Origin of the sequence: Burkholderia sp. AcTa6-5 (assembly GCF_017815075.1) — a bacterium.
Classification (GTDB): Bacteria; Pseudomonadota; Gammaproteobacteria; order Burkholderiales; family Burkholderiaceae; genus Burkholderia; species Burkholderia sola.
The window spans coordinates 220,153-246,207 of record NZ_JAGIQE010000009.1 but is presented as its reverse complement, the minus strand read 5'-3'; the positions used below and the strand labels follow the sequence as shown (position 1 = coordinate 246,207).

Sequence of the window (26,055 nt, the reverse complement as noted above, 5' to 3'; positions counted from 1 at the left end):
GATGAACCGCCGTATGCGGAACCGCACGTACGGTGGTGTGGGAGGGCTGAGGGGGTGACCCCTCTCCCTACCCGATGGGAGCGAAAACGACGGGAGGCTGGCCCGCCGTCAGCCGGGCTGCGCGGCGAAGAACCGTCCCAGCTCGCGCGCGAGTTCGTTGAGCACGGCCATCTCCTGCTGCGAGATCTTGCGCGCGGGTTGCGCGCCGGCCCAGTCGCCGTACAGCAGCGCGACGCTCGTCGTGCCGACGCGCACGGGCAGCAGCACGAACGCACGCGCGTCGTCGAACGCGTCGAGATACCACGCGGGCAGGCGCTTCGTCATCTTCGGGTCCTGCGCCTGCTCGATGAAGATGCCGACCGAGTTCGAGATCGCGAGATGAAACACGTCCGGCTCGAAGCGTTCGTCGAAATGCAGCCGGTCGAGCGCCGTATCGACGCCGGGGCCGAAGCCCAGGCGCGCGGCGAAGGTGCCGTCGTCGTGCCGCACGAACATCACGGTGCGCGTGAACGCGAGGCCGGCCAGCAGGCTTTCCGACGCGAGCGCGAGCACCGGCGTCAGCACGTGCTCGGACGGCAGCGCGCGCAAATCCGCGAGGCCGGCTTCGAGGCAGGCCTCGGGCGCGGCCTGCGCGCGCGCGATCGCATCGGCGTTCGCGCGCAGCTCGACGATCTCGCGCATCATGGTGTCGCTCGCTTCCTCGCGCGCGAGCCGATCGGCGATCTCGACGAGCGCGTCGGCCTCCATGTCGAGCTCGGCGCCGTAGTGCTGCGCGAGCGCCGCGATGCGCGCGTCGCGCTGCGGGCTCGCGGGCATGACGAGCGCGCCGGCGACGTCGGTCGAGCAGCGGCTCACCGCGCGCAGCCAGCGGATGCGATCGGCCGAGCCGTCGTCGGCAGCCGGGCCCGCGTGGCGGGCGTCACCGTCTTCGTTGTCGAACGCGTCGGCGCGGGTGGCGCGATCGTCGTCGGCCATCCCGCCGCAGATCACGTCGGGCAGCCGCCAGCGCGCGGCCGCTTCGACGCCGATCTCGTCGAAGCCGACGCCGAGCACGTCGACGCAGGCGGCCGCTTCGTCGCCGTTCAGCTCGGCCGCGCGGCGGCGGATGCGGTCCCATTCGCTGTCGAGATAGCAGACCACCAGCAGTTTGCCGACCTGGCGCATCAGTGTGCAGACGATGGCTTCCTCGCCGCCGCGCAGTTCGGCGTGCTCGGTGAGCTTGCGCGCGACGCAGCCGGACAGCAGCGCACGGTTCAGCTCAAGCTTCGCGTCGATGCGTCGCGGCGTGCTCTGATGGAAGTGGTCGACGAGCTTCAACCCGACCACGAGATGGCCGACGGCGTCCATGCCGAGCACCATCAGCGCGCGGGTCACGGTGGTGATGTTACCGCCGAACGCCATGTACATCGCGGAGTTCGCGAGCCGCAGCACTTTCTGCGTGAGCGCGAAGTCCGACAGCACGACGCGCACGAGCGCGGTGAAGTCGAGGTCGTCGTTCTTCATCGCGGCCATCGTCGCGCGCAGCGATTCCGACAGCAGCGGGAAATCGCCCCGTTCGTTCATCCGGGCCCACAGCTTGTCGAGCAGCGCGGTGCGGGGCAGGTATTCGGTGGTTGACATACGGATCTTTCGGTTCGCCGCGCGCGTCAGGCGGCGGCGTGCAGGTGCAGCTGCTGCGCCTCGAAGCGCCGCGCGAGCTCCTCGGACGGCAGCGCCTGGCAGACGAGCCAGCCCTGGATGTGATTGCAGCCCATCTCCGTCAGCAGCTCGCGCTGCGCCTCGGTCTCGACGCCTTCGGCGACGAGCTCGAGATCCAGTGTTTGCGCGAGGCCGACCACCGCCGACACGATCGCGCGGTCGTTGCGCGACGTCAGCAGGTTTTCGACGAAACTGCGGTCGATCTTCAGCTTCGCGAGCGGGAAGCGCTGCAGATAGGCCAGGCTCGAATAGCCGGTGCCGAAATCGTCGATCGCGAAGCGGATGCCGAGACCGGTCAGCTCCTCGAGCAGCATTTTCGCGTGCGCGGGATCGTGCATCAGCAGGCTTTCGGTGATTTCGAGCACGATGCGGCGCGGGTCGATGCCGGTCAGCGCGATCGCCTCGCGCACGCTCTGCGTGAAGCGCGGGTCGCGGAACTGCTGCGGCGACACGTTGACCGCCACGTATTGCAGCGCGAGCCCCTGGCCGTCCCACGCGACGAGCTGCATGCACGCGGCCTTGAGCACCCAGTTGCCGAGGTAGTTGATCAGGCCGATCGATTCGGCGAGCGGGATGAAGGTGGCCGGCGGCACGAGGCCGTGCACCGGATGGCGCCAGCGGATCAGCGCCTCGACGCCGACCACCGCGCCCGACTGGCTGCGCGTGATCGGCTGGAAATGCAGCGAAAACTCGCCGTTGCGCACGCCGTCGTACAGGTCGGCTTCGAGCTTGAGCCGTTCGGCGTCGGCCGGATCGTCGACGGGCGCATGGAACGCGAGCGCGTTGCCGCCCGATGCCTTCGCCTGGGAGAGCGCGTGGTCGGCGCGGCGCAGCAGCGGGCTGTGATGCTGCGCGCGATGCGGCGCGGCGCGTTCGTCCGGATAGAGCGCGATGCCGATGCTCGCGGACAGGTGCACGGTCTGGCCCTGGAACACGTAGGGCTCGCGCACCGCGGCCTGCAGCCGGCGCGCGAGCGAATCGGCAGCATGGCTCGCCTGCGTGCGGTCCGGTGCGCCCAGCACCACCGCGAACTTGTCGCTCGCGACGCGCGCGAGCTGCTCGTCCGGCGTGACGAGCGCCTTCAGCCGCTGCGCGGTCTCGCGCAGCAGCATGTCGCCCGCGTCGTAGCCGAGCGCGCGGTTGATCCGCTGGTAGTCGTCGAGGTCGAGCAGCAGCAGCGCCGCGCAGGTGCCGTCCTCGTCGGCGGTCTGCTGCGCGCGCATCAGCGCCGGCACGAGCGCGGACAGGTTGTCGAGCCCCGTCATCGGGTCGTGGTGCATTTCGTAGGTCAGACGCGCCTCGAGCGCGCGCCACGACGACACGTCGAACGCCGCGATCGCGAAGCCGTCGACGCCGTGGTGGCGGCTCTTGAACGCGCGGACCTCGACGTCCAGCGGGTAGGTGAGCGACTTGACGATGCACATCGTCGCCTTCTCGACCTGGCCCGACCGCGCGGCGCGAGCGAGCAGGCCTTCGAGCGCCGCGGTATCCTGTTCGGCGATCAGGTCGCGCAGCGTCAGCGTATGCAGGTAGTCGCGGTGGTAGCCGATGAAGCGCAGGCTCGCGTCGGACACGTACAGAAAGCGCAACTCGCGGTCGACGTGGGCGAGGAAATCCACCGTGCCGACCGTCTGTTCCAGCCAGTTGCGCACGGAGTCGTCGCGTCGCGGCGCGACCGCGCGCGCGGGCATCAGCGCGCCGCCCGACCGAGCGAAGCGGCGCAGCGTATGCAAGGCGCTGCGCCAGGAGCCCTTGCGTGACGTCTGTTTCCTGTTGGCTTCCATGTTTCTCGCTGACGTGAAGGGCTGGAACCGGTTGTCCGGAAGGAATAACGGCAGACTGTGCGAAATCTTTAACGGACCGGCCCCAGGCGGCGCTGCCGCCGGCCGGATCTTCCACGCGGATGTTCGGCAGGCGAACGCCCGCGTGGCCTGTATCGAGGCCGACTTTATAAGAAATGAGGACGCAGATGAAGCGAAAACTGTTGCTGGGCGCCATGGTGGCGCTGGTGGCCGGCCATGCGCTCGTGGCGCAGGCGGAACTGAAGCCGGGCGCGGCCGCGCCTAATTTCACGACGCAGGCGTCGCTGGGCGGCAAGACCTACACGTACGCGCTCTCGGACGCGCTGAAGCAGGGACCGGTCGTGCTGTATTTTTATCCGGCGGCGTTCACGAAGGGCTGCACGATCGAGGCGCATGCGTTCGCGGACGCGGTCGACCGTTACAAGGCTTACGGCGCGACGGTGATCGGCGTGTCGGCCGACAACATCGACACGCTGACGAAGTTCTCGGTGAGCGAGTGCCGCAGCAAGTTCCCGGTGGCGGCCGACCCGGATGCGAAGATCATCCGCGAGTACGACGCGAAGCTGCCGGCGCTCGACCGGGCGAACCGCGTGTCCTACGTGATTTCGCCGGAAGGGAAGATTCTCTACGAATACACGAGCCTGTCGCCCGACAAGCACGTCGAGAACACGCTCGCCGCCGTGAAGGCGTGGGCCGACGCGCATCCGAAGCAGTAAAACGGCTGGCCCGCGCGTGAAAACGGCCCGTCGTGCGGGCCGCGGGCACGGGAACGCGCCGCCTCCCGGCGGCGCACAGCGGGCCGTTATGCGCGCAGCGCCTGTTCGATCGGCACGCTGCCGCCGACGAAGCCGACGACCTTGCGCGAGATGCCGAGCTTGATCGCCTCGATCGCGGCCCATGCCACATCCTGGCGTGACACGGGCGGCGCGGGCTCGAGCCACGTGTCGGTCAGCGCGATCTTGCCGACGCCCGGATCGTCCGTCAGCGGGCCCGGGCGCAGGATCACGTAGTCGACGCCCGACGCGATCACGCGATCGTCGCCTTCGCGCTTCATCCGTGAATAGTGGTGCAGCGCGTCGGGCCCGTGCTCGGGCCGGTAGGCGGACAGCGAGCTGACCACCACGAGCTTCTGCGCGTTGAACGCGAGCGCGTAGTCGGCCGCGCGGGCGACCGCATCGCGGTCGACCTGCTCCTCTTCGGTCGCGCCGTCCGATTCGGCCGAGCCGGCCGCGTAGATCACGTGCGTGATGCCCTGGAAAGCGTGCGAGAAATCGTTCGTCAGATCGGCCTCGACGACCCGTGCGCCCGCCAGCGCATAGCCGTGCCGGCGCACGAGCGCCGTGACCTCGAACTCCGGCTGCTTGAGCAGCAGATCCGCGCAGGCCTGGCCCGTCCGGCCGGTCGCGCCAATCAGCAGTACCTTCGTCGTCATGAAACCGCTCCTTGCTCGATGCGTCATCCGTGCAGATAGGGACGGACGACCGATAACTCAAGTGTAATGTCGAATCGCCCCGACGGTGCGCACGTAATAAGGGGCGTACCGGCGTCGGGCGTACCGGCGTCGGGCGTACCGGCATCGGGCGTACCGGCATCGGGCGTACCGGCTTCGGCGTACCGGTGCCGGGTACCGGCGTTCATTCGTTCACACGGATGCGGGAATGACGCGCCGACCGGCTATCATGTGCGCGATGCATTTTTCGCCGCTACGCGTGCATCACGCGTCGGCCCACCGGTTGGAGTACACATGGCATTACCCCTGGACAACGTCAGCATGGCCGTGTTCTGCGACTTCGAGAACGTCGCGCTCGGCGTGCGCGATGCGAAGTACGAGAAATTCGACATCAAGCCCGTGCTGGAGCGCCTGCTGCTGAAAGGCAGCATCGTCGTGAAGAAGGCCTATTGCGACTGGGATCGCTACAAGGGCTTCAAGGCGTCGATGCACGAAGCGAGCTTCGAACTGATCGAGATTCCGCACGTGCGCCAGTCGGGCAAGAATTCGGCCGACATCCGGCTCGTCGTCGACGCGCTCGATCTCTGCTACACGAAGTCGCACGTCGATACGTTCGTGATCATCAGCGGCGACTCGGATTTTTCGCCGCTCGTGTCGAAGCTGCGCGAGAACGCGAAGAAGGTGATCGGCGTCGGCGTGAAGAAATCGACGTCGGATCTGCTGGTCGCGAACTGCGACGAATTCATCTTCTACGACGATCTGGTGCGCGAGCAGCAGCGTGCGCTCGCGAAGCGCGAACAGCAGCAGCGCGCGGGCAACGGCGGCGCGAAGCGACCGGACGAGCCGTCGCGCAAGCACGACATGGATGCGCGCAAGGCCGAGGCGATCGCGCTGGCGGTCGAGACGTTCGACGCGCTCGCGTCGGAGCGCGACGACGTCGGCAAGATCTGGGCGTCGGTGCTCAAGAGCGCGATCAAGCGTCGCAAGCCGGACTTCAACGAGTCGTACTACGGGTTCCGCGCGTTCGGCAACCTGCTCGACGAGGCGCAGGCGCGCGGCCTGCTCGAAGTGGGGCGCGACGACAAGTCGGGCGCGTTCGTGTCGCGGGCCCGCCAGTCGGCCGCGGCCGAGCACGTCGCGGCGGGCGGTGAAGGTGGCGCGGCGCACCACGGCGCGCATCACGGCGCGCGCGCGGCGGAGCCGGCACCGGCCGGCCGCGACGCGCACCGTCGCGGGCAGCGCGCGGAAGCGGTCGTTCACGAAAGCGTGCAGTTCGACGCGGAAGACGCGGAGTTTGCCGAGGTCGCTGATGCGGCGCCGGCCGATACGGCCGACACGCCCGATGTGACCGACGCGCACGGCGACGCGAAGGATGGCCGCAAGCGCGCGCGCAAGAGCGCGGCCAAGAAGACCGCCGCGAAGAAGGGCGCGGCCGCGAAGGGCGCCGGTCGCCACGCGGCCGGCAAGCCGGACGCCGCCGTGCAGGGCGATACGACACACGGTGGCGAAGCGCACGTGCCCGGCCGGCATGCGGACGAACCGCACCGCGACGCGGCGCATGACGAGCGGCACGCGGCGGCGCCGGCCGAACCGGCGGCTCGCGCGTCCGACGCTCGGGACGAGGCCGTGCAACCGTCGCACGACGCGGCACTCCCCGAAGCGGCTGCCGAAGCCCCGGCCGCCGCCAAGCCGAAGAAACCGGCCCGCAAGGCGGCGCCGCGCGTGCGTCGTCCGCGCAAGACGACGGCTGCCGCCGAGTAACGGCAGCGGGCGACAGTCGGACAATCGGCCGGGTCTCGTCCGCAACCGGGCGACACCCGCGCCGCGCATGCCGGGCCGGCGCCCCGCCGGCCCGCCGGCCCGCCGCGCTACCCGTTCAGCACATACGGCTGCGTCATCACTTCGAGGAAGTGGCCGTCCGGATCGTCGAAGTACACGCCGCGTCCGCCGTTGTGGCGGTAGATGTCGCCGGCTTGCCGCTTCGCCGGATCGGCCCAGTGCGGCAACCCGCGTTCGCGAATGCGCGCGAGCACGCGGTCGAAGCCGGCTTCGTCGATCAGGAACGCGTAATGCTGCGACCGGATTTCCCCCGCCTGTTCGTAAAAATCGAGCGACACGCCGTTGTCGAGCGCGACGACCAGCATTGCGCCGAACGGCGTCGGCGGCGGCAATTCCAGCAGTTCGGTGACGAAGCGGCTCGACGCATGCTTGTCGCGGCACCAGACGATCGTGTGATTGAGCTGGACGTTCATGGCGGGTTCCCGGGAAGGCGCGGCGGTGGACATGGACACACGATAGCCGATCGCGGCCGGCAAACAAGCCCGGCAACCGAGCCCGCCAATCAAGCGCAAAAGACGGCTGCCCGAAGGGCAGCCGCTTTCCGTCACTCCCCGGCGACCGCCGGCCCGCCGGTATTGCCGCGGCGGTTGCGGCGCTTCTCGCCCCATACGCGGAACCGGTCCATGTACAGGTAGACGACGGGCGTCGTGTAGAGCGTCAGCACCTGCGACATCACCAGGCCGCCGGCGATCGCGATCCCGAGCGGCGCGCGCAGCTCGGCGCCGTCGCCGCTGCCGAACGCGAGCGGCAGCGCGCCGAGCAGCGCCGCCATCGTCGTCATCATGATCGGGCGGAAGCGCAGCAGGCACGCCTCGTGGATCGCGTCGAACGACGACTTCCCGTTGTTGCGCGTCTGGTCGATCGCGAAGTCGACCATCATGATCGCGTTCTTCTTCACGATGCCGATCAGCAGGATCACGCCGATCAGCGCGATGATGCTGAACTCGGTCTTGAACAGCAGCAGCGCGAGCAGCGCGCCGACGCCGGCCGACGGCAGCGTCGACAGGATCGTGATCGGGTGGATGTAGCTCTCGTACAGGATCCCGAGCACGATGTAGACGGCCAGCAGCGCCGCGAGGATCAGGATCGGTTGATCGTTCATCGACTGCTGGAACGCCTGCGCGGTGCCCTGGAAGCTGCCGACGATCGTCGGCGGGACGCCGATCTGCGCCATCGTCTGATAGATGATCTGCGTCGCCTGCGACAGCGACACGCCCGGCGGCAGGTTGAACGAGATCGTCGTCGCGACGAACAGCCCCTGGTGGTTGACCGACAACGGCGTCGTGCTCGGCCCGAACGTCGCGATCGCCGACAGCGGGATCATCGTCGACTTCGACGTCGACACCGACGCGCCCGACGACGCGCTCGACTTGCCGCTCGCCGCGATCGCGTTGAGCGCCTGGTTGCGCGCGGAGTCGGACGCGATCGCCGCGGCGCTCTGCGCGGCCGTGCCGGCGCTCGACGTGCCGGCCGAGGTCGCGACGAAGGTGCCGGCGGCCGCGTTGGTGGTCTGCGAGCCGTTCGCGCTGCCGCCCGACGTGCTGATCCACACCTGGTTGAGCATCTCCGGGCTCTGCCAGTACTTCGGCGCGACCTCCATCACGACGTGGTACTGGTTCAGCGGGTTGTAGATCGTCGAGGCCTGGCGCTGGCCGAACGCGTCGTACAGCGTGTTGTCGATCTGCGCGGGCTTGATGCCGAACCGCGCGGCGGTCGCGCGGTCGATCGTCACCATCGCCTCGAGGCCGCCTTGCTGCTGGTCGGAGTTCACGTCGGTCAGCTCGGGGCGCTTCTGCAGCGCCTCGGTCAGGATCGGCCCCCACTTGTACAGGTCGGCGCTCGAATCGCCGAGCAGCGTGAACTGGTACTGCGCGTTGCTCTGCCGGCCGCCGACACGGATGTCCTGCGCCGCCTGCAGGAACGTGCGCGCGCCCGCCACGTCCGCCAGCCGCGGGCGCAACTGCTGGATCACCTGGTCGGCCGACAGCTTGCGCTCGGTGCGGTCCTTCAGCGTGACGAACATGAAGCCCGAGTTGGTCTGCGTGCCGCCGGTGAAGCCCGCGACGCTCTTCACGTTCGGGTTGCCCTGCACGATCCGCATCATCTCGGAGAACTTCAGCTTCATCGCCTGGAACGACGTCGACTGGTCGGCCTGGATGCCGCCGATCATCAACCCGGTGTCCTGCTGCGGGAAAAAGCCCTTCGGCACGACGACGTACAGGTAGAGGTTCAGCCCGATCGTCGCGAACAGCGTCAGCAGGATCAGCAGCGGCCGGCGCAGCGCCCACGACAGCGAACGCTCGTAGCCGCGCTGCATGCGCGCGAAGCCGCGTTCGAGGAAGCGCCCGAAGCGGCCCTCGCTTTGCGGGTCGTGTTGTTCCGGCAGCAGGCGCGCGCACATCATCGGCGTGAGCGTGAGCGACACCGCGAGCGACACGGCGATCGCGAGCGACAGCGTCAGCGCGAACTCGCGGAACAGGCGCCCGACGATCCCGCCCATCAGCAGGATCGGCAGGAACACCGCGACGAGCGAGATGCTCATCGACAACACCGTGAAGCCGACTTCGCGGGCGCCGTCGAACGCCGCCTGCATCCGCGGCTTGCCGTTCTCGATGTGCCGCGAGATGTTCTCGAGCACGACGATCGCGTCGTCGACGACGAAGCCGGTCGCGACGATCAGCGCCATCAGCGACAGGTTGTCGATCGAGAAGCCGAGCAGGTACATCGCGCCGAACGTGCCGACGATCGAGATCGGCACCGCGACGCTCGGGATCAGCGTCGCGCGCCAGTTGCGCAGGAACAGGAACACGACCATCACGACGAGGCTGATCGCGATCAGCAGCGTGTGCTCGGTGTCCTTCAGCGACGCGCGGATGGTGGTCGAGCGGTCGAGCACCGGCGTGACCGTGATGTCGGCCGGCAGCGACGCGGTGAGCTGGGGCAGCGCCGCGCGCACGCGGTCGAGCGTCTCGATGATGTTCGCGCCGGGCGACCGGTAGAGGATCACGAGCACCGCGCGCTTGCCGTTCGACAAACCGAGGTTGCGCAGGTCCTCGACCGAATCGACGACGTCGGACAGGTCGGACAGCCGCACGGCCGAGCCGTTGCGGTACGCGACGACGAGGTCGCGGTATTGCGACGCCTGGGACGCCTGGTCGTTCGTATAGAGCTGGAAGCGCTGCGGGCCGAACTCGATCGCGCCCTTCGGCGCGTTGGCGTTCGCGGAGGCCAGCGCGGCGCGCACGTCCTCGAGGCCGATCCCGTAGTGGAACAGCGACTGCGGTTCGAGCTCGACGCGCACGGCCGGGTTCGCGGAGCCGCTCACGGTGACCTGGCCGATCCCGTCGATCTGCGACAGCGACTGCTGCAGCACCGTCGACGCGGCGTCGTACACCTTCGCCGGCGACGCCGTTTCCGAGGTCAGCGCGACGACCATGATCGGCGAATCGGCCGGGTTGACCTTGCGGTAGGTCGGGTTGCTCTTCAGCGCGGCGGGCAGATCGGCGCGCGCCGCGTTGATCGCGGCCTGCACGTCGCGCGCGGCGCCGTCGATGTCGCGGTTCAGGCCGAACTGCAGGATGATCCGTGCATTGCCGACCGTGCTCGTCGACGTCATTTCGGAGACGTCCGCGATCGAGCCGAGGTGCCGCTCCAGCGGGCTCGTCACGCTGGTCGCGACCGTTTCCGGGCTCGCGCCCGGCAGCGACGCCTGCACCGAGATCGTCGGGAAATCGACCTGCGGCAGCGGCGACACCGGCAGCTTGATGAACGCGAACAGGCCCGCGAGCGCGACGCCGAGCGCGAGCAGCGTCGTCGCGACGGGGCGGGTGATGAAGGGGCGCGACAGGTTCATGTCGGCACTCGCTGGGCCGCCGCGTGTTCCGACGGATGCGTTTTCGGGAGATGGGGGGGCTGCGCCCCCCCACGCGAACGAAGTGAGCGTGGGGGTCGTTTCATTTACGCATCCGTGCGCGTGCCGGCTTGCGGGCCGTGGCGTTCGAACCAGCCGCGCACGCGGCGCGCGAGCGAGTCGAAGCCGAGATAGATCACGGGCGTCGTAAACAGCGTCAGCACCTGCGACACGATCAGGCCGCCGGCGATCGCGATCCCGAGCGGCTGGCGCAGCTCGGAGCCCGCGCCGGAGCCGACGATCAGCGGCACCGCGCCGAGCAGCGCGGCGAGCGTCGTCATCAGGATCGGCCGGAAGCGCAGCAGGCACGCCTGGTAGATCGCCTCGCGCGGCGGCTTGCCTTCGACGCGTTCGGCCTCGAGCGCGAAGTCGATCATCATGATCGCGTTCTTCTTCACGATGCCGATCAGCAGCACGATGCCGATGATCCCGATGATGTCGAGGTCGTGCCCGGTGATCATCAGCGCGAGCAGCGCGCCGACGCCGGCCGACGGCAGCGTCGACAGGATCGTGATCGGGTGGATGTAGCTCTCGTACAGCACGCCGAGCACGATGTACATCGTGACGACCGCCGCGAGGATCAGGAACAGCTGGTTCGACAGCGACGCCTGGAACGCGAGCGCCGCGCCCTGGAAGCGCGTCTGGAACGAGCCGGGCAGGCCGATGTCCTTCTCGGCGGCCTCGATCGCCTTGACGGCCTCGCCGAGCGACGCGCCCGGCGCGAGGTTGAACGAGATGGTCGTCGACGGGAACTGCGACAGGTGCGCGACCAGCAGCGGCGACGGCCGCTCGTGGAACGACGCGATCGACGACAGCGGCACCTGGCCGCCGCCGGCCGACGGCAGGTAGATGTCGTTCAGCGATTGCGCGTAGTGCTGCTCCTTCGGCTCCGATTCGAGAATCACGCGGTACTGGTTCGACTGCGTGAAGATCGTCGACACGATGCGCTGGCCGAACGCGTCGTACAGCGCGTTGTCGACGGTCGCCGGCGTGATGCCGAAGCGCGCGGCGCTCGCGCGGTCGATCTCGATGTACACCGACTGGCCGTTGCTCTGCAGGTCGGTCGCGACGTCGGCGAGCGACGGCTCCTGCTGCAGCCGCGCGACGAGCTTCGGCACCCAGGTCGCGAATTCTTCCGAGTTCGGGCTCGTCAGCATGAACTGGTACTGCGTCGGGCTGACCGTCGAATCGATCGTCAGATCCTGCACCGGCTGCATGAACAGCGAAATGCCGGTGATGTTCGCGACGCGCTGCTGCAGGTCGCGGATGATCTGCGCGGCGGTTTCGGTGCGTTCGTCGCGTGCCTTCAGGTTGATCAGCATCCGGCCGCTGTTCAGCGTGATGTTGCTGCCGTCGACGCCGATGAACGACGTTAGGCTGTCGATGTTCGGGTCCTTCAGGATTTCGGCCGCGAGCGCCTGCTGGCGTTCGGCCATCGCGCCGTACGAGATCGACTGCGGCGCCTGCGTGATCGCCTGGATCACGCCGGTGTCCTGCGCGGGGAAGAAGCCCTTCGGCACGAACACATAGAGCAGGGCGGTCAGCCCGAGCGTCAGCAGCGCGACGACGAGCGTCGAGCGCTGGCGGTTCAGCACCCATTCGAGCGCGACCGCGTAGCGCGCGATCACCCAGTCGATCGCGCGGTGCACGCGCGCCTCGAAGCGGTGGCTCTCCGGCGGCGGCGAATGGCGCAGCAGCTTCGCGCACAGCATCGGCACGAGCGTGAGCGACACGATCGCCGAGATCACGATCGTCACCGCGAGCGTGATCGCGAATTCGTGGAAGAGGCGGCCGACCACGTCGCCCATGAACAGCAGCGGGATCAGCACCGCGATCAGCGACACCGTCAGCGAGATGATCGTGAAGCCGATCTGCCGCGAACCCTTCAGCGCGGCCTCGAGCCCCGATTCGCCTTCCTCGACGTAGCGCGCGATGTTCTCGATCATCACGATCGCGTCGTCGACGACGAAGCCGGTCGCGATCGTGAGCGCCATCAGCGACAGGTTGTTCAGCGAGAAGCCGGCCATGTACATCACCGCGAGCGTGCCGATCAGCGACAGCGGCACCGACAGGCTCGGGATGATCGTCGCGTAGACGTTCGCGAGGAACAGGTACATCACCAGCACGACGAGCGCGACCGCGAGCAGCAGCTCGAACTGCACGTCGCGCACGGCCGCGCGGATCATCGTCGTGCGGTCGGTGACGATCTCGACGTCGAGCGCGGCCGGCAGCGTTTCCTGCAGCTTCGGCAACTGCGCCTTGATCGCGTCGACGGTCGCGATCACGTTCGCGCCCGGCTGGCGCTGCACGTTCAGGATGATCGCCGGGTCCGCATTCACCCATGCGCCGAGCTTGGTGTTCTCCGAGCCGGCGACGACCGTCGCGACGTCGGTCAGCATCACCGGGCGGCCGTTCTTGTACGCGACGACCGCGCTGTTGTACTGGTCGGCGCTCGTCAGCTGGTCGTTCGCGTTGATCGTATACGCGCGCGTCGGGCCGTCGAAGTTGCCCTTCGGCGTGTTGACGTTCAGGTTCGAGATCGTCGTGCGCAGGTCGTCGAGGTTCATCCCGTACTGCGCGAGCGCGGTCGGGTTCGCCTGGATCCGCACGGCCGGCCGGTTGCCGCCCGACAGGCTCACGAGGCCGACGCCGGCGATCTGCGAGATCTTCATCGCGAGGCGCGTGTCCGCGAGGTCCTGCACCTGCGTGAGCGGCAGCGTCTTCGACTTGACGGCGAGCGTCAGGACCGGCGCATCGGCCGGGTTCACCTTCGCGTAGATCGGCGGGGCGGGCAGGTCGGACGGCAGCAGGTTGCCGGCCGCGTTGATCGCGGCCTGCACTTCCTGTTCGGCGATGTCGAGCGGCAGGTCGAGCGAGAACTGCAGCGTGATCACCGACGCGCCGGCCGAGCTTTGCGACGACATCTGGTTCAGCGACGGCATCTGCCCGAACTGGCGTTCGAGCGGCGCGGTGACCGACGACGTCATCACCTCCGGGCTCGCGCCCGGATAGAAGGTCTGGACCTGGATCGTCGGATAGTCGACTTCGGGCAGCGCGGCGAGCGGCAGGAAGCGCAGCGCGACGAGACCGGCCAGCATGATCGCCGCCATCAGGAGAGCGGTGCCGACCGGCCGGAGAATGAAGAGGCGGGATGGATTCATCGAGCGGCCCGCGCGTTACTGGGCCGCGGGGGCCGCGGCCTGCGACGCGCCGTGCTTGTGTCCGCCGCGATGACCGGCCGCGCCCGAGGCCGCCGAGGCGCCCGACGCCGCGCCGGCGCCGTGCGCGCCCGACGCGCCTTTCGGCTTGTCGGCCGGAATCGAGATCTTCGCGCCTTCGCGCAGGCGGTCCGAGCCGTCGGTCACCACGCGCTCGCCGAGCGCGACGCCGCTGACGATGCTCGTGCGTTCGCCGTCGACCGGCCCGATCGTGACCTTGCGCACGGTCACCGTATCGTCGGGTTTGACGACGTAGACGAACTGGCCGATCGAGCCCGTCAGCACGGCGGAGGTCGGCACGATCGTCGCGTTGCGCATCACGTCGACGAGCAGCCGCGTGTTCACGAACTGATTCGGGAACAGCATGCCTGCCTTGTTATCGAAATTCGCGCGCAGCTTGACCGTGCCGGTGCTCGTGTCGATCTGGTTGTCGAGCGTCGCGAGCGCGCCCGTCTCGAGCGGCACCGTGTTGTTGCGGTTGTACGCGGTGACCGACAGCTTCTGGCCCGCGTTCACCTGCTTGAGGATTTGCGGCAGGTTGTCTTCCGACGTCGTGAAGATCACGCTCATCGGCTGCAACTGCGTGATCACGACGATGCCGTTGGTATCGCCCGGCGTCACGTAGTTGCCGGGGTCGACCTGGCGCAGGCCGACGCGGCCCGACACCGGCGCCGTGATGCGCGCATACGTGAGATTGAGTTTCGCGGAATCGATCGCGGCCTGGTCGGTCTTCACCGCGCCTTCGTACTGCTTGACGAGGGACGCCTGCGTATCGACGGTTTGCGACGCGATCGAGTCCTGCGACAGCAGCGTCTGGTAGCGCTTCAGGTCGAGGCGGGCGGTCGCGAGCAGCGCCGCGTCGCGCGCATGCGTGCCTTCGGCATTCTCGAGCGCGACCTGGTACGGGCGCGGGTCGATCTGCGCGAGCACGTCGCCCTTCTTGACGAGCTGGCCTTCCTGGAACGACACCGACTGCAGGTAGCCCGACAGCTGCGTCTTCACCGTCACGTTCGCGAGCGGCGTGACCGTGCCGAGCGCGGACAGCACGATCGGCATCTCGCCCTGCGTCGCGGTCGCGACCTGCACCGGCTGCGGCATGTTCGCCATCGCGGCGGGGCCGCCGCGGCCGCGATGGCTGCCCGCGGCGGCGCTGGCGCCCGCGCCTTTCGCGGTGCTGCCTGCCACCGGCGTGCGGTTCCACGGGTGCCACCACAACAGGCCGCCGATCACGACGACCGCGGCGGTGCCGATCAGCAGCGTGCGGCGCGGGCGCCGGGCGACGGCGGGCGCGGGGTCTTTCGAAGGGGGCGTGGGCTTTTGTTCGTTATCCATCGTGTTCTGTCAGGAAGACGGCGCGGCGGGCCGGAAATCGGGCTGCTCGGCTGCGCGTGGGCGTGCGGGTGACGGGACGGGGCGGCCCGGCTCGGTCCGGGGCCCCGCCGATCCGCGCGGGAAAAGAGCGGTGCGCACCGCGAATGCGGCGCGACGATGGGCATGATCCTACGTGCCGTCCCCGTTACAGTCCAGCGGTCTATCTTTCAACGGGTTACGGTCGTTACACAATGCGATGGCGCGATGACGAAACGGTTACAGGCCGATGCGCCGGGCCGGCGCGCCGCCGATTTCGCGGGTGATTTTCGCGATGCATTCCTGCAGCGCGGGCACCACGTGCTGCTGCAGCCATTCGGGCGGACACTGGTGCGACGCGCCGCCGCAATTCACCGAATAGCGCTGGCCCGACGGGCCGACGAAACCGGCCGCGACCGCATTCAGGCCTTCGCGCCATTCGCCGATCGCGATCGCGTGGCCGTCGCGCATCGCTTCGTCGAGCGCGGGCGTCAGGCGGGCGGACACGTGCGGCCAGTCGTCGCCGGCCGTGGTGCGCAGCGACTCGAGCAGCAGGCGACGCTCGTCGTCCTCCAGCGCGGCGAGATACGCGCGGCCCACGGCCGTACGCGCGATGTCCATCCGCGAGCCGATCTCGAGGCGCGTGACGAGCACGGCCGAGCGCGGGCGGATCACGTCGATCGCGACCATGTCGAGCCGGTCGCGCACCGCGAGGTGCACGGACAGCGACGTGCGCTCGGCCAGCTCGATCATGAACGGCCGCGAACGCGCGCGGATGTCGAAGTTGCGCAGGAAACCGTGGCTCAGTTCGAGCACCGACGCGGTCAGCACGAAGCGCTCGCTGTCGGGCAACTGGAACAGGAAGCCGGCGCTGACGAGCGTCGCGGTGATGCGCGAGACGGTCGGCTTCGGGATGCCGGTCAATTCGGTCAGTTCGCGGTTGCTGACGGGCGCGTCGGCAGCCGCGATGCGGCGCAGCACGGCGAGGCCGCGGGCAAGGGCGGTGATCTCGTCGGGCGACGATTCACGGTCCCGCGACGCGGGAGAGGTTACAGGTGTCGACACGAGGGATTCTCTCTAATTCCGAAACTCGATTTCAATTTTGTTGGTATTGTAGGACTATTGTCAAAGGATGCATGTTCCGCGGGCGAACCGGTCATTGGATGAGATTTTACGGGTTCACCCTTGGTTTATTAGGAAAACGCTCAAAGGAGCATTGCCGGAAAGTGCATGAACCGGTGCAAATACCGCTTGACTTGTCGGGCGGAAACGGAAAGAATGTCTCACGTTTTCGAAACATCGTTTCAAGAGTTTAACCGGCAACGATGTTTCGCGCAGTCTCTCAGGTTCTAGCACGGCCCTCGGAATGGCTAGAACTTTTTTAGCGCCACGGTCTCCGTGGCGCTTTTTTTTGCCTGTCTTTCCGACCGTCCGCCCGGACGCGTCAGGCCCGTATTATCCCCCGATCGCCGCAAACGCCCCGTCCTGGCCGGTTTCGCGCCTGCTTGCGCGTGCCGTTTGCGCCGCTTGCACGATTCGCCCACGCAAAAAAAAGCGCGATGCCCGCAGTGGGCATCGCGCGTGAAACGGCGTGGAGCGCCGACGAATGAACGATGATGAAGAAAGGGGCCCGGTCGGGCGTGCCCGGCTGGCGAGCCACGCCCCTCGTGCGTGGCCGGTCAGCCCTTCGCGAGCTTGATGCTGGTCTGCTCGGCCGTCAGGTAGCCGACGCTGGCGCCGAAGCGATCCTTGTAGTTCGCGCGCACGAGCGGGTCGAGCGTCGGCTTGACCTTGTCGTGCAGCGGCGATTCCCAGTCGCCCACGTGCTGGAAGTTGCTCATGATGTACGTCCAGCCGTTGATTTCGTCGACCGCGTGCAGGCCCGTCGATTCGGCGCCGGCCGGGCACGACAGCACGCGCGCGAGCGACTTCGTGTCGACGTTGTAGGCCCACAGGAAGTTGTTCACGTGCATCCCCGAGTCTTCGCCGATGAACAGCGTGCGCAGCTTTTCGGAGAACTTCAGATTGTCCGGATTCGCGATCTTGTCCGGGTTCGCGAGGTTGCCGAGCGCGTCGGCCGCGGCGAGATCCTCGCCGACCAGCGCGGCCGGCGCGCCCATGTCGACCGGCACCCATTCGCTGTCGATCGCGGCGCCCGTCGTGTCGCGCTGGCCGGCCTTCAGGTTCAGCGCGTAGACGGCGCCCGCGGCGATCTTCTTGTCGACCGCGACGTCGCGCGACACCGCGTTGCCCTTGACCATCGACGTCTCGATCCGCGACATCGCCGTGTAGACGATCTTGTCCTTCGCGTTCACGGTCGTGCCTTCGAGCTTCGTGAACGCCATGCTGCCGCCGATGAGCGCCGCGTAGCGGTGCGTCTCGAGGAACGCGGCCGCCTTTTCCATCCCCGGCTTCACGCGCATCCAGTTGAACTTGCCGCCGAAATGGATCTTCGTGTAGCTCGCATCGTTCGGGTCGACGGTCGCGAGGTCCATGATGTCCGACGCCTTCAGCGTGTTCGCGAGCGCTTCGATCTCGCTGCTGGTCGCGTGGCCGATCCTGATCCACGTGAGCGTCGCGGTGCCCGCGCCGGCGGACGACGTCTGCGTCCACTTCGCGACGTACAGCGTGCCGGCCGACAGGTCGGCCGCCTTGTCCGCGACGAACATGAACAGGCCGCCGTTGGTCGCGTCGTCGCCCATCATCACGGTGCGCTGGTCCGGCATCACCTGGATCAGCTCGTGCGAGATGCGGCCGAGGCAGTAGTGCTTCTTCACGGTGCCGGTGCCGTCCGGATTCACGGTGATCTCGGGCAGGTGGCCGTAGTGGTAGGGGTTCGCCTTCGTCTCGTCGCCGAACGTGTTCTTGCTGAATGCCTTGAACTGCGCGTCGGTCGCGGCCTTCGTCGCGTCCGGCTCGTATTCCTCGCTCGACAGGTGCGTGCCCCACGGCGACAGGCTCGCGCCACAGGTGATCCACAGGCCGTGCGCCTTCGACGTGTCGACGTTGTGGTACTTCACGACCTTCAGCGCGCCGGTGGCCGGGTCCTGGTCGAGCGTGATCACCGCGATCGGCGACGGCAACTGGCCGTACTGCGATGCGCTCGCCTGGTCGCGCGTCGTGTATTCGAACTGCACGACCGCGAACACCGCGTTGCCCTTCACGCCGGGCACGGTGGCGTTCTTCAGCGTCAGCAGCGAGCTGCCGTCCGGGCAGTCGGAATAGAACTGGCGTTCCTTGCCGGCGACCGAGCGATCGATGATCGGCTGGTTGTTGATGTCGTAGTAGCCGCCCGCGAGCGTCGTGCCGCCGTTGCCGTCCGGCACCATGTCGCCGGTCACGAAGAACGGCTTGTACGCGAGCTTGAAGTTGCGCGACGAGCCGTCCGAGAACGACACCGCCAGCGTCGAGCCAACCGTCGTCGTGGCCATCGCGGCCGCGTTGTCGAGCGTCGGCGCGGCCATCGCCGAGAATGCCGCCGACGTATAGGCGGCGGCGACCGGCGTCGACGCGGGATCGTCGTCGCCGCCGCAACCCGTCAGCAGGGCCGGCAGCGCGAGGCCGGAAAGGGGAAGCATCGGCGCGCCGGCGAGGATCTTCAGGGCCTGACGACGGGAAGCATTGGGCAACGCGGGCATGTGGAGTCCAGTTTCGGTTGTTGGAAGCATGGCCTTCGCGAAGCAGGCGAGCGGCAAGCTTCGTGAAGGCGGATTGAAAACTGGACCGAAGTGTAAGGACGCTAGATGAAAGTTTTTTGAATCGGAAACGTAATGATGCGTCGGGCGTCCGTCCGGTGAGCTGACGGACGCCGGTCGCAAGCGTTTGCGCTCAGTCGCGCTCGGGCGTGGCCGAGATGCGGTGGATCGACAGGTCCGCGCCGTCGAATTCGGCTTCGCGATCGAGACGCAGGCCGACGGTCGCCTTCAGCACGCCGTAGACGAGCGTGCCGCCCGCGGTCGCGATCGCGATGCCGCCAAGCGTGCCGACGAGCTGCGACAGGAACGACACGCCGCCGAGACCGCCGAGCGCCGGCAGCCCGAACACGCCGGCCGCGAGGCCGCCGAGCGCGCCGCACATCCCGTGCAGCGGCCAGACGCCGAGCACGTCGTCGATGCGCCAGCGGTTCTGTACGCAGGTGAACATCGCGACGAACAGCGCCCCGGCCGCGGCGCCGGTGACGAGCGCGCCGATCGGGTGCATCACGTCGGAGCCCGCGCAGACCGCGACGAGGCCCGCGAGCGGCCCGTTGTACGTGAAGCCCGGGTCGTTGCGGCCGGCCATCCATGCCGCGAGCGTGCCGCCGACCATCGCCATCAGCGAGTTCACCGCGACGAGGCCGCTGATCTTGTCGAGCGTCTGCGCGCTCATCACGTTGAAGCCGAACCACCCGACCGCGAGCACCCACGCGCCGAGCGCGAGGAACGGGATGTTCGACGGCGGATGCGCGGCGATCCGGCCGTCCTTCGCATAGCGGCCGTGGCGCGCGCCGAGCAGCAGCACGGCCGGCAGCGCGACCCAGCCGCCGAACGCATGCACGACGACCGAGCCCGCGAAGTCGTGGAACGGCGCGCCGAACGCGTGCGTGAGCCACGCTTGCGCGCCGTAGCGTTCGTTCCACGCGACGCCTTCGAAGAACGGATAGATGAAGCCGACGATGATCAGCGTCGCGACGAGCTGCGGATTGAACTTCGCGCGCTCGGCGATGCCGCCGGACACGATCGCCGGGATCGCCGCCGCGAACGTCAGCAGGAAGAAGAACCGCACGAGCGCGTAGCCGTTGTGCTGCGACAGCGTGCCGATGTCGTCGAAGAATTCGACGCCGTACGCGATCGTGTAGCCGATCAGGAAATATGCGAGCGTCGACACCGAGAAGTCGACCAGGATCTTCACGAGCGCGTTGACCTGGTTCTTCTTGCGAACCGTGCCGAGTTCGAGAAATGCGAAGCCCGCGTGCATCGCGAGCACCATGACGGCACCGATCAACAGGAACAGTGTGTCGACGCCGGATTTCAGACCATCCATGCCGTGGCTTCCTTGCGCAAAAAACGGGCGAGGAATGCAAGTATCGAGCCAACGTGGTGAACGGCTGCGTGAAATTGGTGCCCGGAGACCCGCGCGATGCGGCATTCCGGTGAATCGTGCACGGGATCGGGGCGTGACCGCTGCCGGCCGCGCAGCGCGTCGGGTGCACGTGCGTGGTGCGATGCGTGCCGAGCTGGTGCGTACGACGAATGAGGCGGTGCGCGCCGGCGCGGGGCGCGCACCGATCTGGCGCGTCAGTGGCGCTCGAACAGCGTGGGCGGCCGGCGCAGCCGCAGCGCGCACGCGGACCAGTAGGCGGCGACGGTCGCCAGCCCGAGCGCGGCGAACGCGAGCGCGGCGAAGCTGGCGAGGGACTGCCCGTCGCCATCGGCGCCGAGGATGCCTTGCGCGACGATCAGCGCGGCCGTCCAGAAGCCGATCACGGCCTGCGCGAGCAGGCGCGCACAGGCGATGCGGCGCGGCCGCCCGGATGCGGCGAGGCGGCGCGCCGACGGCGCGCGCAGACACAGGAACAGGGTGGCCGCGAGCAGCGCGGCCAGGGCGATGAGCCAATCAACGAGGAAAGCCATGACGAGGGAAAGGGGCACGTACGAAGCGGATCGAAGCGTGCCCACTTTAGAGGCGTGGCGCGTGCGATTGAATCAGACGAGTCCGAAATTGAAAGGCATTTTTAATGGTGGGTCGTCATTGGGCCTGTTCCACAGGCGGTATCATCAACCCCGGTCCAACCACGAGGTCGCGCCATGCGCGGCCGGAGATTGCTGATGAACATGAAGACATCGCGGGCGCGTCGCGCGCCCGGGTTCGTGCTGGCGGCCGTGGCCGCCGGTGCGCTGCTGTTGCTCGCGGGCTGCGAGAAGTCCGGCACGCCGGCCGCCCAACCCGATACGGCCGCCAGCGCGGCGGCCGACGCCGCGAACAATGCGGCCAAGGCGCTCGACCAGGTGGCAAGCACCGTCAATCAACAGATCAACGCGGCGAAGGCCGGCCTCGCGTCCGCGGCGTCGGCCGTGCCGGCGTTGTCCGCCAGCGGCCTCGCGTCGGCCGCGCAGGCGCAGATCGACGCGGCGGCGTCCGCGGTCGTCGCGCATGCGGCTTCCGAAGCGGGCGCGAAGATCGCCGAAGCCGGCAAGAAACTCCAGCAGTGGAGCCAGCAGGGCGCCTCGGGGACGAAACCCGCGAGCGGCGAATGACGCGGACTTGCATGATCCGCGAATTGTAATTATGATGGTTACATATGTCGCCGGTTGCGGGTCGGGCCGGCGTCGCCGAGTGAGTCACGAATGAATACCAGCAGCCGGTTCGCGTTTGCCGTCCACGTGCTCGCCTTGCTGTCGATGCAGGAAGGCGCGCCGTTGTCGTCCGACATCATCGCGGGCAGCGTGAATACGAATCCGGCGCTGATTCGCCGGTTGTTGTCGATGCTGGCGGCCGCAGGGCTGACGACGTCGCAGCTCGGCGCGGGCGGCGGTGCGCTGCTGGCGCGCGAGCCTGGCGAGATCACGCTGCTCGACGTGTATCGCGCGGTCGACGATGCGCAGCTGTTCGCGCTGCACCGCGAGGCGCCGAATCCGGCGTGTCTCGTCGGGCGGCACATCCAGGGCGTGCTGACGGGCTATATCGGCGACGCGCAGCGCGCGATGGAGGCGTCGCTCGCCACACGCACGCTCGTCGACGTGACGGCCGACATGCTGGATCGGGAGCAGCGCACGCAACGGGCGGCGCGCGCCGGCGGGTAATCGATGGCGGGTGCCGACGGCGATTGACGGTCGGCAGGCAGGGCAGGAAGCCGGACGGCGCGTACGCGCGGCGATCGGCGCAACGGGGGCTTCGCCCCGTTTTTTTCGGTCTTATATGTAATTAATTGTGTTACATATTTTCAACTCTGGAGAATCGATATGACGCAACGTTCGTTGAATATCGCGCTGTTCGGCGCCACCGGCATGATCGGCTCGCGCATCGCGGCGGAAGCCGTGCGGCGCGGCCACCGTGTCACGGCGCTGTCGCGCCATCCGGGCGCATCCGGCGACGGCATCACTGCGAAGGCGGCCGACCTGTTCGATGCGGCCAGCATCGCGGCCGCGCTGCCGGGCCATGACGTCGTCGCAAGCGCGTACGGCCCGAAGCAGGACGACGCGGCGAAGGTCGTCGCGGTTGCGAAGGCGCTGGTCGCCGGCACGCGTCAGGCCGGTTTGAAGCGGCTCGTCGTGGTGGGCGGTGCAGGTTCGCTCGAAGTCGCGCCGGGCAAGCAGCTCGTCGACACCGAAGGTTTCCCCGAAGCGTACAAGGCGGTCGCGCTCGCGCACCGCGACGCGCTCGACTTCCTGAAGACGGTCGCCGATCTCGACTGGACCTTCTTCGCGCCGGCCGCGCTGATCGCGCCGGGCGAGCGCACGGGCACGTTCCGCACGGGTGTCGGCAAGCTGATCGTGGACGCGCAAGGCAACAGCAAGATCTCGGCGGAAGACTACGCGGTCGCGTTCGTCGACGCGCTCGAGCAGGACGGCTTCGTGCGCGAGATCGCGACGGTCGCGTATTGAGCAGTATTTGAGCGGCATGACGGCCGGCCGCGTGTGAGCGCCGGCCGGGGCGCGCGCGACGCGCAAGCCGCGACGCGCCGGCAAATTCAGGCGATTCCGCCCTGTCGGGTGGCGTCGCCTGTTTTTTCTGGCGCGGCGACTGCGTGACGGATCGGTATTTACACCGGTCGACGCGCCAAGACAGTTTTCATATTGTTCCCCGTCGGGCAGGATGAATAGAATAAATTTCTATCGACGAGGGAATGGAGAAATGGACGCCATCGATCGCAAGCTGCTGGAGCTGCTGCAGGCGGATGCCACGCTGCCGATCGCGGAGCTGGCACAGCGCGTGAACCTGTCGCAGACGCCGTGCTGGAAGCGCGTGCAGCGGCTGAAGGAAACCGGCGCGATTCGCGCGCAGGTTGCGCTGTGCGATCCGCGCAAGCTCGGGGTCGGCACGACCGTGTTCGTCGCGATCCGCACGAACCAGCATACCGAGGAGTGGGCGCGGCGCTTCACGCAGGCGGTGCGCGACATGCCGGAAGTAGTCGAGGTCTACCGGATGAGCGGCGAGACCGATTACCTGCTGCGCGTCGTCGTGGCCGGCATCGACGACTACGACCGCGTGTACAAGCAACTGATTCGCACGGTGCCGCTGTTCGACGTCAGTTCGTCGTTCGCGATGGAGCAGATCAAGTATTCGACCGCGCTGCCCGTGCGCGATCTGGCCGAGCCGGCCTGACGGGCACGCCGCCGCGCCATCGCGTCGGCGGCGCGGCTTCAGCGGCCGCGCGCCAGCGCGCGTGCGCGTTCGTCGGCCAGCGCGTCGCGGCGCACGAAATCCGCGACGAACGGGCTGGCCGGATGATGATGCAGCGCGTACGGCGTATCCCATTGCGCGAGTTGGCCGTCCTTCATCACGCCGATCCGGTCGGCGATCGCGAACGCTTCCGCCTGGTTGTGCGTGACGAGGATCGCGGTGTGGCCCGTACGCTTCAGGATGTCGCGCAGCTCGAACGCGAGCCGCTCGCGCGTATCGACGTCGAGGTTCGAGAACGGCTCGTCGAGCAGCAGCAATTCCGGCGACGGCGCGAGTGCGCGCGCGAGCGCGACGCGCTGCTGCTGGCCGCCCGACAGTTCGTGCGGATAGGCGTCGCCGGCATCGGCGAGGCCGACGAGGTCGAGCAACTCCGCGACGCGCAGGCGCCGCTCGGCCTTCGGCATGCGCCGCAGTCCGAACGCGACGTTGTCGGCCGCGCTCAGGTGCGGGAACAGCGCGTAATCCTGGAACATCAGGCCGATCCGCCGTCGCTCGGGCGGCACGTCGAGCGACGGCGCCGCGACCGGCGCGCCGTCCAGCACGATACGCCCCATGCGCACGGGCTCGAAGCCGGCGATCGCGCGCAGCACGGTGGTCTTGCCGCAGCCGGACGCGCCGAGCAGGCAGCCGATCTCGCCGCGCGGCAGCGCGAGGCTCAGGCCGTCGACCACGGTGCGGCGGCCGTGCGGCGTGTCGTAGGCGATGCAGAGGTCGTCGAGTTCGAGCAGGTTCACGGTGTCAGGCTCCGATCTTGTGGCGGGTGCGGGCGAGCAGGATCACGGGCACGAGCCCGGCCACCACGATCGCGAGCGCGGCGACCGCGCCTTCTTCATAGGTGCCGCGCGCGGCTTCCGCATACAGCCAGGTCGCGAGCGTATCGAAGTTCAGCGGGCGCAGCAGCAGCGTGGCCGGCAATTCCTTCATCGCGTCGACGAACACCAGCAGCGCGCTCGTCGTGAGCGCGGGCCGCAACAGCGGCAGGTGGACGCGGCGCAGCGTGCCGCCGGCCGTCTCGCCGAGCGAGCGCGCGGCCTGTTCGAGCGACGGCGGAATGCGCGCGAGGCCGGCCTCGATGCCGCCGGCCGGGATCGCGAGAAAGCGCACCGTATAGGCGATCGCGAGCGCGGTGGCCGAGCCCATCAGCAGCAGCCCGTCGCGGCCGAGCGCCGCGCCGAACAGCCGGTCGGCCGCCGCGAACGGCATCAGCAGGCCGATCGCGAGCACGGTGCCCGGCACCGCGTAGCCGAGGCTCGCGATCCGCGCGCACAGGCGGGCAGGGCCCGCGCGGGCGCTGTCGCGTTGCGCGCGCGCGGCCCACGCGACGACGAGCCCGCACGCGAGCGTCGCGGCGGTAGCGGCGGTCGCGATCGTCAGCGTGTTCGCGAGCCCCGTCATCAGTTGCGCGGACACGCCGCCGACGACGTGCAGCCGCTTGGCCGTTTCGACCGCGAGGTATGCGGCCGGCGCGCCGAAACCGAGCAGGACGGGCAGCCAGCCGAGCACCGCGACGCCCAGCGCGGCCGGGCCGGTCAGGCGGCGCGGCGCGATCGGACGCATGCGCCGGCCGTGCGCGTAGCGCTGGCGGCGGCGCCCGTAACGTTCGAGCGCGATCATGCCGACGACGATCGCGAGCATCGCGAGTGCGATCTGCGCGGCGCCGGCGAGATCGGAGCGCGTGATCCACGTCGTATAGACGGACACGGTCAGCGTCTGCACGCCGAGGAACTCCGACGCGCCGATATCGTTCAGCGTTTCGAGCAGCGCGAGGCTCACGCCGACCGCGATTGCCGGCCGGGCGAGCGGCACGACGACGCGCCAGAACGTCGCGACGCGGCCGGCGCCGAGCGTGCGCGCGGCTTCGAGCAGGCTTGCGGATTGGGTGACGAACATCGCGCGCGTGCTCAGATAGACGTACGGATACAGTACGAAGCCGAGCACGAAGATCGCGCCGGGCAGCGAGCGCAGGTCGGGCAGGCGGAACTGGCGCGGGCTGTCGAAGCCGAGCAGCCAGCGGATCGCGCCTTGCACCGGGCCGATCGGATGCAGCAGGTCGAGATACGCGAACGCGACGATGTAGGTGGGGACCGCGAGCGGCAGCAGCAGCGCCCAGGTCAGGATCCGGCGGCCGGGAAAATCGTACGCGGTGACGAGCCATGCGCAGCCGGTGCCGACGATCGACACGATGGTGCCGACCCCGGCGAGGAGCAGCAGCGTATTGACGAGCGCCTGCGGCAGCACGAATTCGGCGAGATGGCGCCAGTGCGCGAGATCGGCGTCGAACGCGGCGGCCACGAGCACCGCGAGCGGCGCCGCGACCGCCGCGGCGATCGTCAGCGCCGCGAGCAGCCACAGGCTGCCCGCGCGCGGTCGCACGCGCGGTCGCGGACCGCGCGGCTCGCGACAGGCGCG

Annotated in this window: 19 protein-coding genes; 6 read left to right on the top strand and 13 right to left on the bottom strand. The window is 68.5% G+C overall.

The genetic code is table 11. The annotated features are described in order from the left end of the window. Positions 1 to 108: 108 nt before the first annotated feature. Positions 109 to 1,620, bottom strand: coding sequence for an HDOD domain-containing protein (locus J8I33_RS15075; RefSeq protein ID WP_209937521.1), 1,512 nt, complete (start codon positions 1,618 to 1,620; stop codon positions 109 to 111). A 26-nt stretch (positions 1,621 to 1,646) separates the two neighbouring features. Beyond that, entirely contained in the window at positions 1,647 to 3,389 is a 1,743-nt protein-coding gene (gene cdpA, locus J8I33_RS15070) for a cyclic di-GMP phosphodiesterase CdpA (protein WP_200891613.1), read from the bottom strand. Positions 3,390 to 3,667: 278 nt separating this feature from the next. On the opposite strand from cdpA, the gene J8I33_RS15065 reads away from it, so the two are divergent. Then, positions 3,668 to 4,216 (top strand): peroxiredoxin, encoded by a 549-nt coding sequence (locus J8I33_RS15065; RefSeq protein WP_209927337.1) that lies wholly within the window; start codon positions 3,668 to 3,670, stop codon positions 4,214 to 4,216. 86 nt (positions 4,217 to 4,302) lie between these two features. Here the strand turns inward: J8I33_RS15065 and J8I33_RS15060 are convergent, their stop codons facing one another. Then, the gene (locus tag J8I33_RS15060; RefSeq protein WP_124556947.1) at positions 4,303 to 4,932 is read right to left on the bottom strand and encodes an SDR family oxidoreductase; all 630 of its coding nucleotides are present in this window, start codon (positions 4,930 to 4,932) and stop codon (positions 4,303 to 4,305) included. Between the two features lie 312 nt (positions 4,933 to 5,244). On the opposite strand from J8I33_RS15060, the gene J8I33_RS15055 reads away from it, so the two are divergent. Next, the gene (locus tag J8I33_RS15055) at positions 5,245 to 6,711 is read left to right on the top strand and encodes an NYN domain-containing protein (protein ID WP_209927338.1); all 1,467 of its coding nucleotides are present in this window, start codon (positions 5,245 to 5,247) and stop codon (positions 6,709 to 6,711) included. 107 nt (positions 6,712 to 6,818) lie between these two features. Here J8I33_RS15055 and J8I33_RS15050 read toward each other — a convergent pair whose 3' ends face one another. The 8 genes from J8I33_RS15050 to J8I33_RS15015 form a co-directional block, all read right to left on the bottom strand. Next, positions 6,819 to 7,202 (bottom strand): VOC family protein, encoded by a 384-nt coding sequence (locus J8I33_RS15050; RefSeq protein ID WP_050011373.1) that lies wholly within the window; start codon positions 7,200 to 7,202, stop codon positions 6,819 to 6,821. Positions 7,203 to 7,333: 131 nt separating this feature from the next. Then, on the bottom strand, positions 7,334 to 10,642 hold the full coding sequence (locus J8I33_RS15045; RefSeq protein WP_209937518.1) for an efflux RND transporter permease subunit: 3,309 nt from the start codon (positions 10,640 to 10,642) through the stop codon (positions 7,334 to 7,336). A 104-nt stretch (positions 10,643 to 10,746) separates the two neighbouring features. Continuing rightward, the gene (locus tag J8I33_RS15040) at positions 10,747 to 13,860 is read right to left on the bottom strand and encodes an MdtB/MuxB family multidrug efflux RND transporter permease subunit (RefSeq protein WP_209937511.1); all 3,114 of its coding nucleotides are present in this window, start codon (positions 13,858 to 13,860) and stop codon (positions 10,747 to 10,749) included. A gap of 15 nt (positions 13,861 to 13,875) precedes the next feature. After that, complete coding sequence (locus J8I33_RS15035) at positions 13,876 to 15,249, bottom strand: MdtA/MuxA family multidrug efflux RND transporter periplasmic adaptor subunit (protein ID WP_124629915.1); 1,374 nt, start codon at positions 15,247 to 15,249, stop codon at positions 13,876 to 13,878. A 255-nt stretch (positions 15,250 to 15,504) separates the two neighbouring features. Beyond that, a complete protein-coding gene (locus tag J8I33_RS15030) occupies positions 15,505 to 16,329 on the bottom strand; it encodes an IclR family transcriptional regulator (RefSeq protein WP_124595325.1) in 825 nt (274 codons plus the stop codon). A 614-nt stretch (positions 16,330 to 16,943) separates the two neighbouring features. Beyond that, a complete protein-coding gene (locus J8I33_RS15025; protein WP_050011368.1) occupies positions 16,944 to 18,902 on the bottom strand; it encodes an alkaline phosphatase PhoX in 1,959 nt (652 codons plus the stop codon). 190 nt (positions 18,903 to 19,092) lie between these two features. After that, complete coding sequence (locus tag J8I33_RS15020) at positions 19,093 to 20,286, bottom strand: ammonium transporter (protein ID WP_209937504.1); 1,194 nt, start codon at positions 20,284 to 20,286, stop codon at positions 19,093 to 19,095. 254 nt (positions 20,287 to 20,540) lie between these two features. Then, on the bottom strand, positions 20,541 to 20,876 hold the full coding sequence (locus J8I33_RS15015) for a hypothetical protein (protein ID WP_050011366.1): 336 nt from the start codon (positions 20,874 to 20,876) through the stop codon (positions 20,541 to 20,543). Positions 20,877 to 21,071: 195 nt separating this feature from the next. Here J8I33_RS15015 and J8I33_RS15010 point away from each other — a divergent pair, with 195 nt between their 5' ends. The 4 genes from J8I33_RS15010 to J8I33_RS14995 all read left to right on the top strand — a co-directional run bounded on the left by J8I33_RS15010 (position 21,072) and on the right by J8I33_RS14995 (position 23,568). After that, complete coding sequence (locus J8I33_RS15010) at positions 21,072 to 21,500, top strand: hypothetical protein (protein ID WP_209937498.1); 429 nt, start codon at positions 21,072 to 21,074, stop codon at positions 21,498 to 21,500. Positions 21,501 to 21,590: 90 nt separating this feature from the next. Then, positions 21,591 to 22,046: an Rrf2 family transcriptional regulator gene (locus J8I33_RS15005; protein WP_175788300.1), complete on the top strand. Its 456-nt coding sequence runs from the start codon at positions 21,591 to 21,593 to the stop codon at positions 22,044 to 22,046. A 159-nt stretch (positions 22,047 to 22,205) separates the two neighbouring features. Further along, a complete protein-coding gene (locus tag J8I33_RS15000; RefSeq protein ID WP_050011363.1) occupies positions 22,206 to 22,847 on the top strand; it encodes an NAD(P)H-binding protein in 642 nt (213 codons plus the stop codon). Between the two features lie 250 nt (positions 22,848 to 23,097). Beyond that, on the top strand, positions 23,098 to 23,568 hold the full coding sequence (locus tag J8I33_RS14995; RefSeq protein ID WP_060354369.1) for an Lrp/AsnC family transcriptional regulator: 471 nt from the start codon (positions 23,098 to 23,100) through the stop codon (positions 23,566 to 23,568). A 38-nt stretch (positions 23,569 to 23,606) separates the two neighbouring features. Here J8I33_RS14995 and J8I33_RS14990 read toward each other — a convergent pair whose 3' ends face one another. Beyond that, positions 23,607 to 24,380, bottom strand: a complete 774-nt coding sequence (locus J8I33_RS14990) for an ABC transporter ATP-binding protein (protein ID WP_209937491.1) — start codon at positions 24,378 to 24,380, stop codon at positions 23,607 to 23,609. Positions 24,381 to 24,384: 4 nt separating this feature from the next. Further along, positions 24,385 to 26,019, bottom strand: a complete 1,635-nt coding sequence (locus tag J8I33_RS14985; protein ID WP_348636015.1) for an iron ABC transporter permease — start codon at positions 26,017 to 26,019, stop codon at positions 24,385 to 24,387. Between the last annotated feature and the right edge of the window lie 36 nt (positions 26,020 to 26,055).

What these genes read in the sequence shown, in the direction of transcription:
- J8I33_RS15075 (WP_209937521.1), bottom strand. Translation starts at nt 1,620, where the DNA reads ATGTCAACCACCGAATACCTGCCCCGCACCGCGCTGCTCGACAAGCTG.
- cdpA (WP_200891613.1), bottom strand. Translation starts at nt 3,389, where the DNA reads ATGCCCGCGCGCGCGGTCGCGCCGCGACGCGACGACTCCGTGCGCAAC.
- J8I33_RS15065 (WP_209927337.1), top strand. Translation starts at nt 3,668, where the DNA reads ATGAAGCGAAAACTGTTGCTGGGCGCCATGGTGGCGCTGGTGGCCGGC.
- J8I33_RS15060 (WP_124556947.1), bottom strand. Translation starts at nt 4,932, where the DNA reads ATGACGACGAAGGTACTGCTGATTGGCGCGACCGGCCGGACGGGCCAG.
- J8I33_RS15055 (WP_209927338.1), top strand. Translation starts at nt 5,245, where the DNA reads ATGGCATTACCCCTGGACAACGTCAGCATGGCCGTGTTCTGCGACTTC.
- J8I33_RS15050 (WP_050011373.1), bottom strand. Translation starts at nt 7,202, where the DNA reads ATGAACGTCCAGCTCAATCACACGATCGTCTGGTGCCGCGACAAGCAT.
- J8I33_RS15045 (WP_209937518.1), bottom strand. Translation starts at nt 10,642, where the DNA reads ATGAACCTGTCGCGCCCCTTCATCACCCGCCCCGTCGCGACGACGCTG.
- J8I33_RS15040 (WP_209937511.1), bottom strand. Translation starts at nt 13,860, where the DNA reads ATGAATCCATCCCGCCTCTTCATTCTCCGGCCGGTCGGCACCGCTCTC.
- J8I33_RS15035 (WP_124629915.1), bottom strand. Translation starts at nt 15,249, where the DNA reads ATGGATAACGAACAAAAGCCCACGCCCCCTTCGAAAGACCCCGCGCCC.
- J8I33_RS15025 (WP_050011368.1), bottom strand. Translation starts at nt 18,902, where the DNA reads ATGCCCGCGTTGCCCAATGCTTCCCGTCGTCAGGCCCTGAAGATCCTC.
- J8I33_RS15020 (WP_209937504.1), bottom strand. Translation starts at nt 20,286, where the DNA reads ATGGATGGTCTGAAATCCGGCGTCGACACACTGTTCCTGTTGATCGGT.
- J8I33_RS15015 (WP_050011366.1), bottom strand. Translation starts at nt 20,876, where the DNA reads ATGGCTTTCCTCGTTGATTGGCTCATCGCCCTGGCCGCGCTGCTCGCG.
- J8I33_RS15010 (WP_209937498.1), top strand. Translation starts at nt 21,072, where the DNA reads ATGAACATGAAGACATCGCGGGCGCGTCGCGCGCCCGGGTTCGTGCTG.
- J8I33_RS15005 (WP_175788300.1), top strand. Translation starts at nt 21,591, where the DNA reads ATGAATACCAGCAGCCGGTTCGCGTTTGCCGTCCACGTGCTCGCCTTG.
- J8I33_RS15000 (WP_050011363.1), top strand. Translation starts at nt 22,206, where the DNA reads ATGACGCAACGTTCGTTGAATATCGCGCTGTTCGGCGCCACCGGCATG.
- J8I33_RS14995 (WP_060354369.1), top strand. Translation starts at nt 23,098, where the DNA reads ATGGACGCCATCGATCGCAAGCTGCTGGAGCTGCTGCAGGCGGATGCC.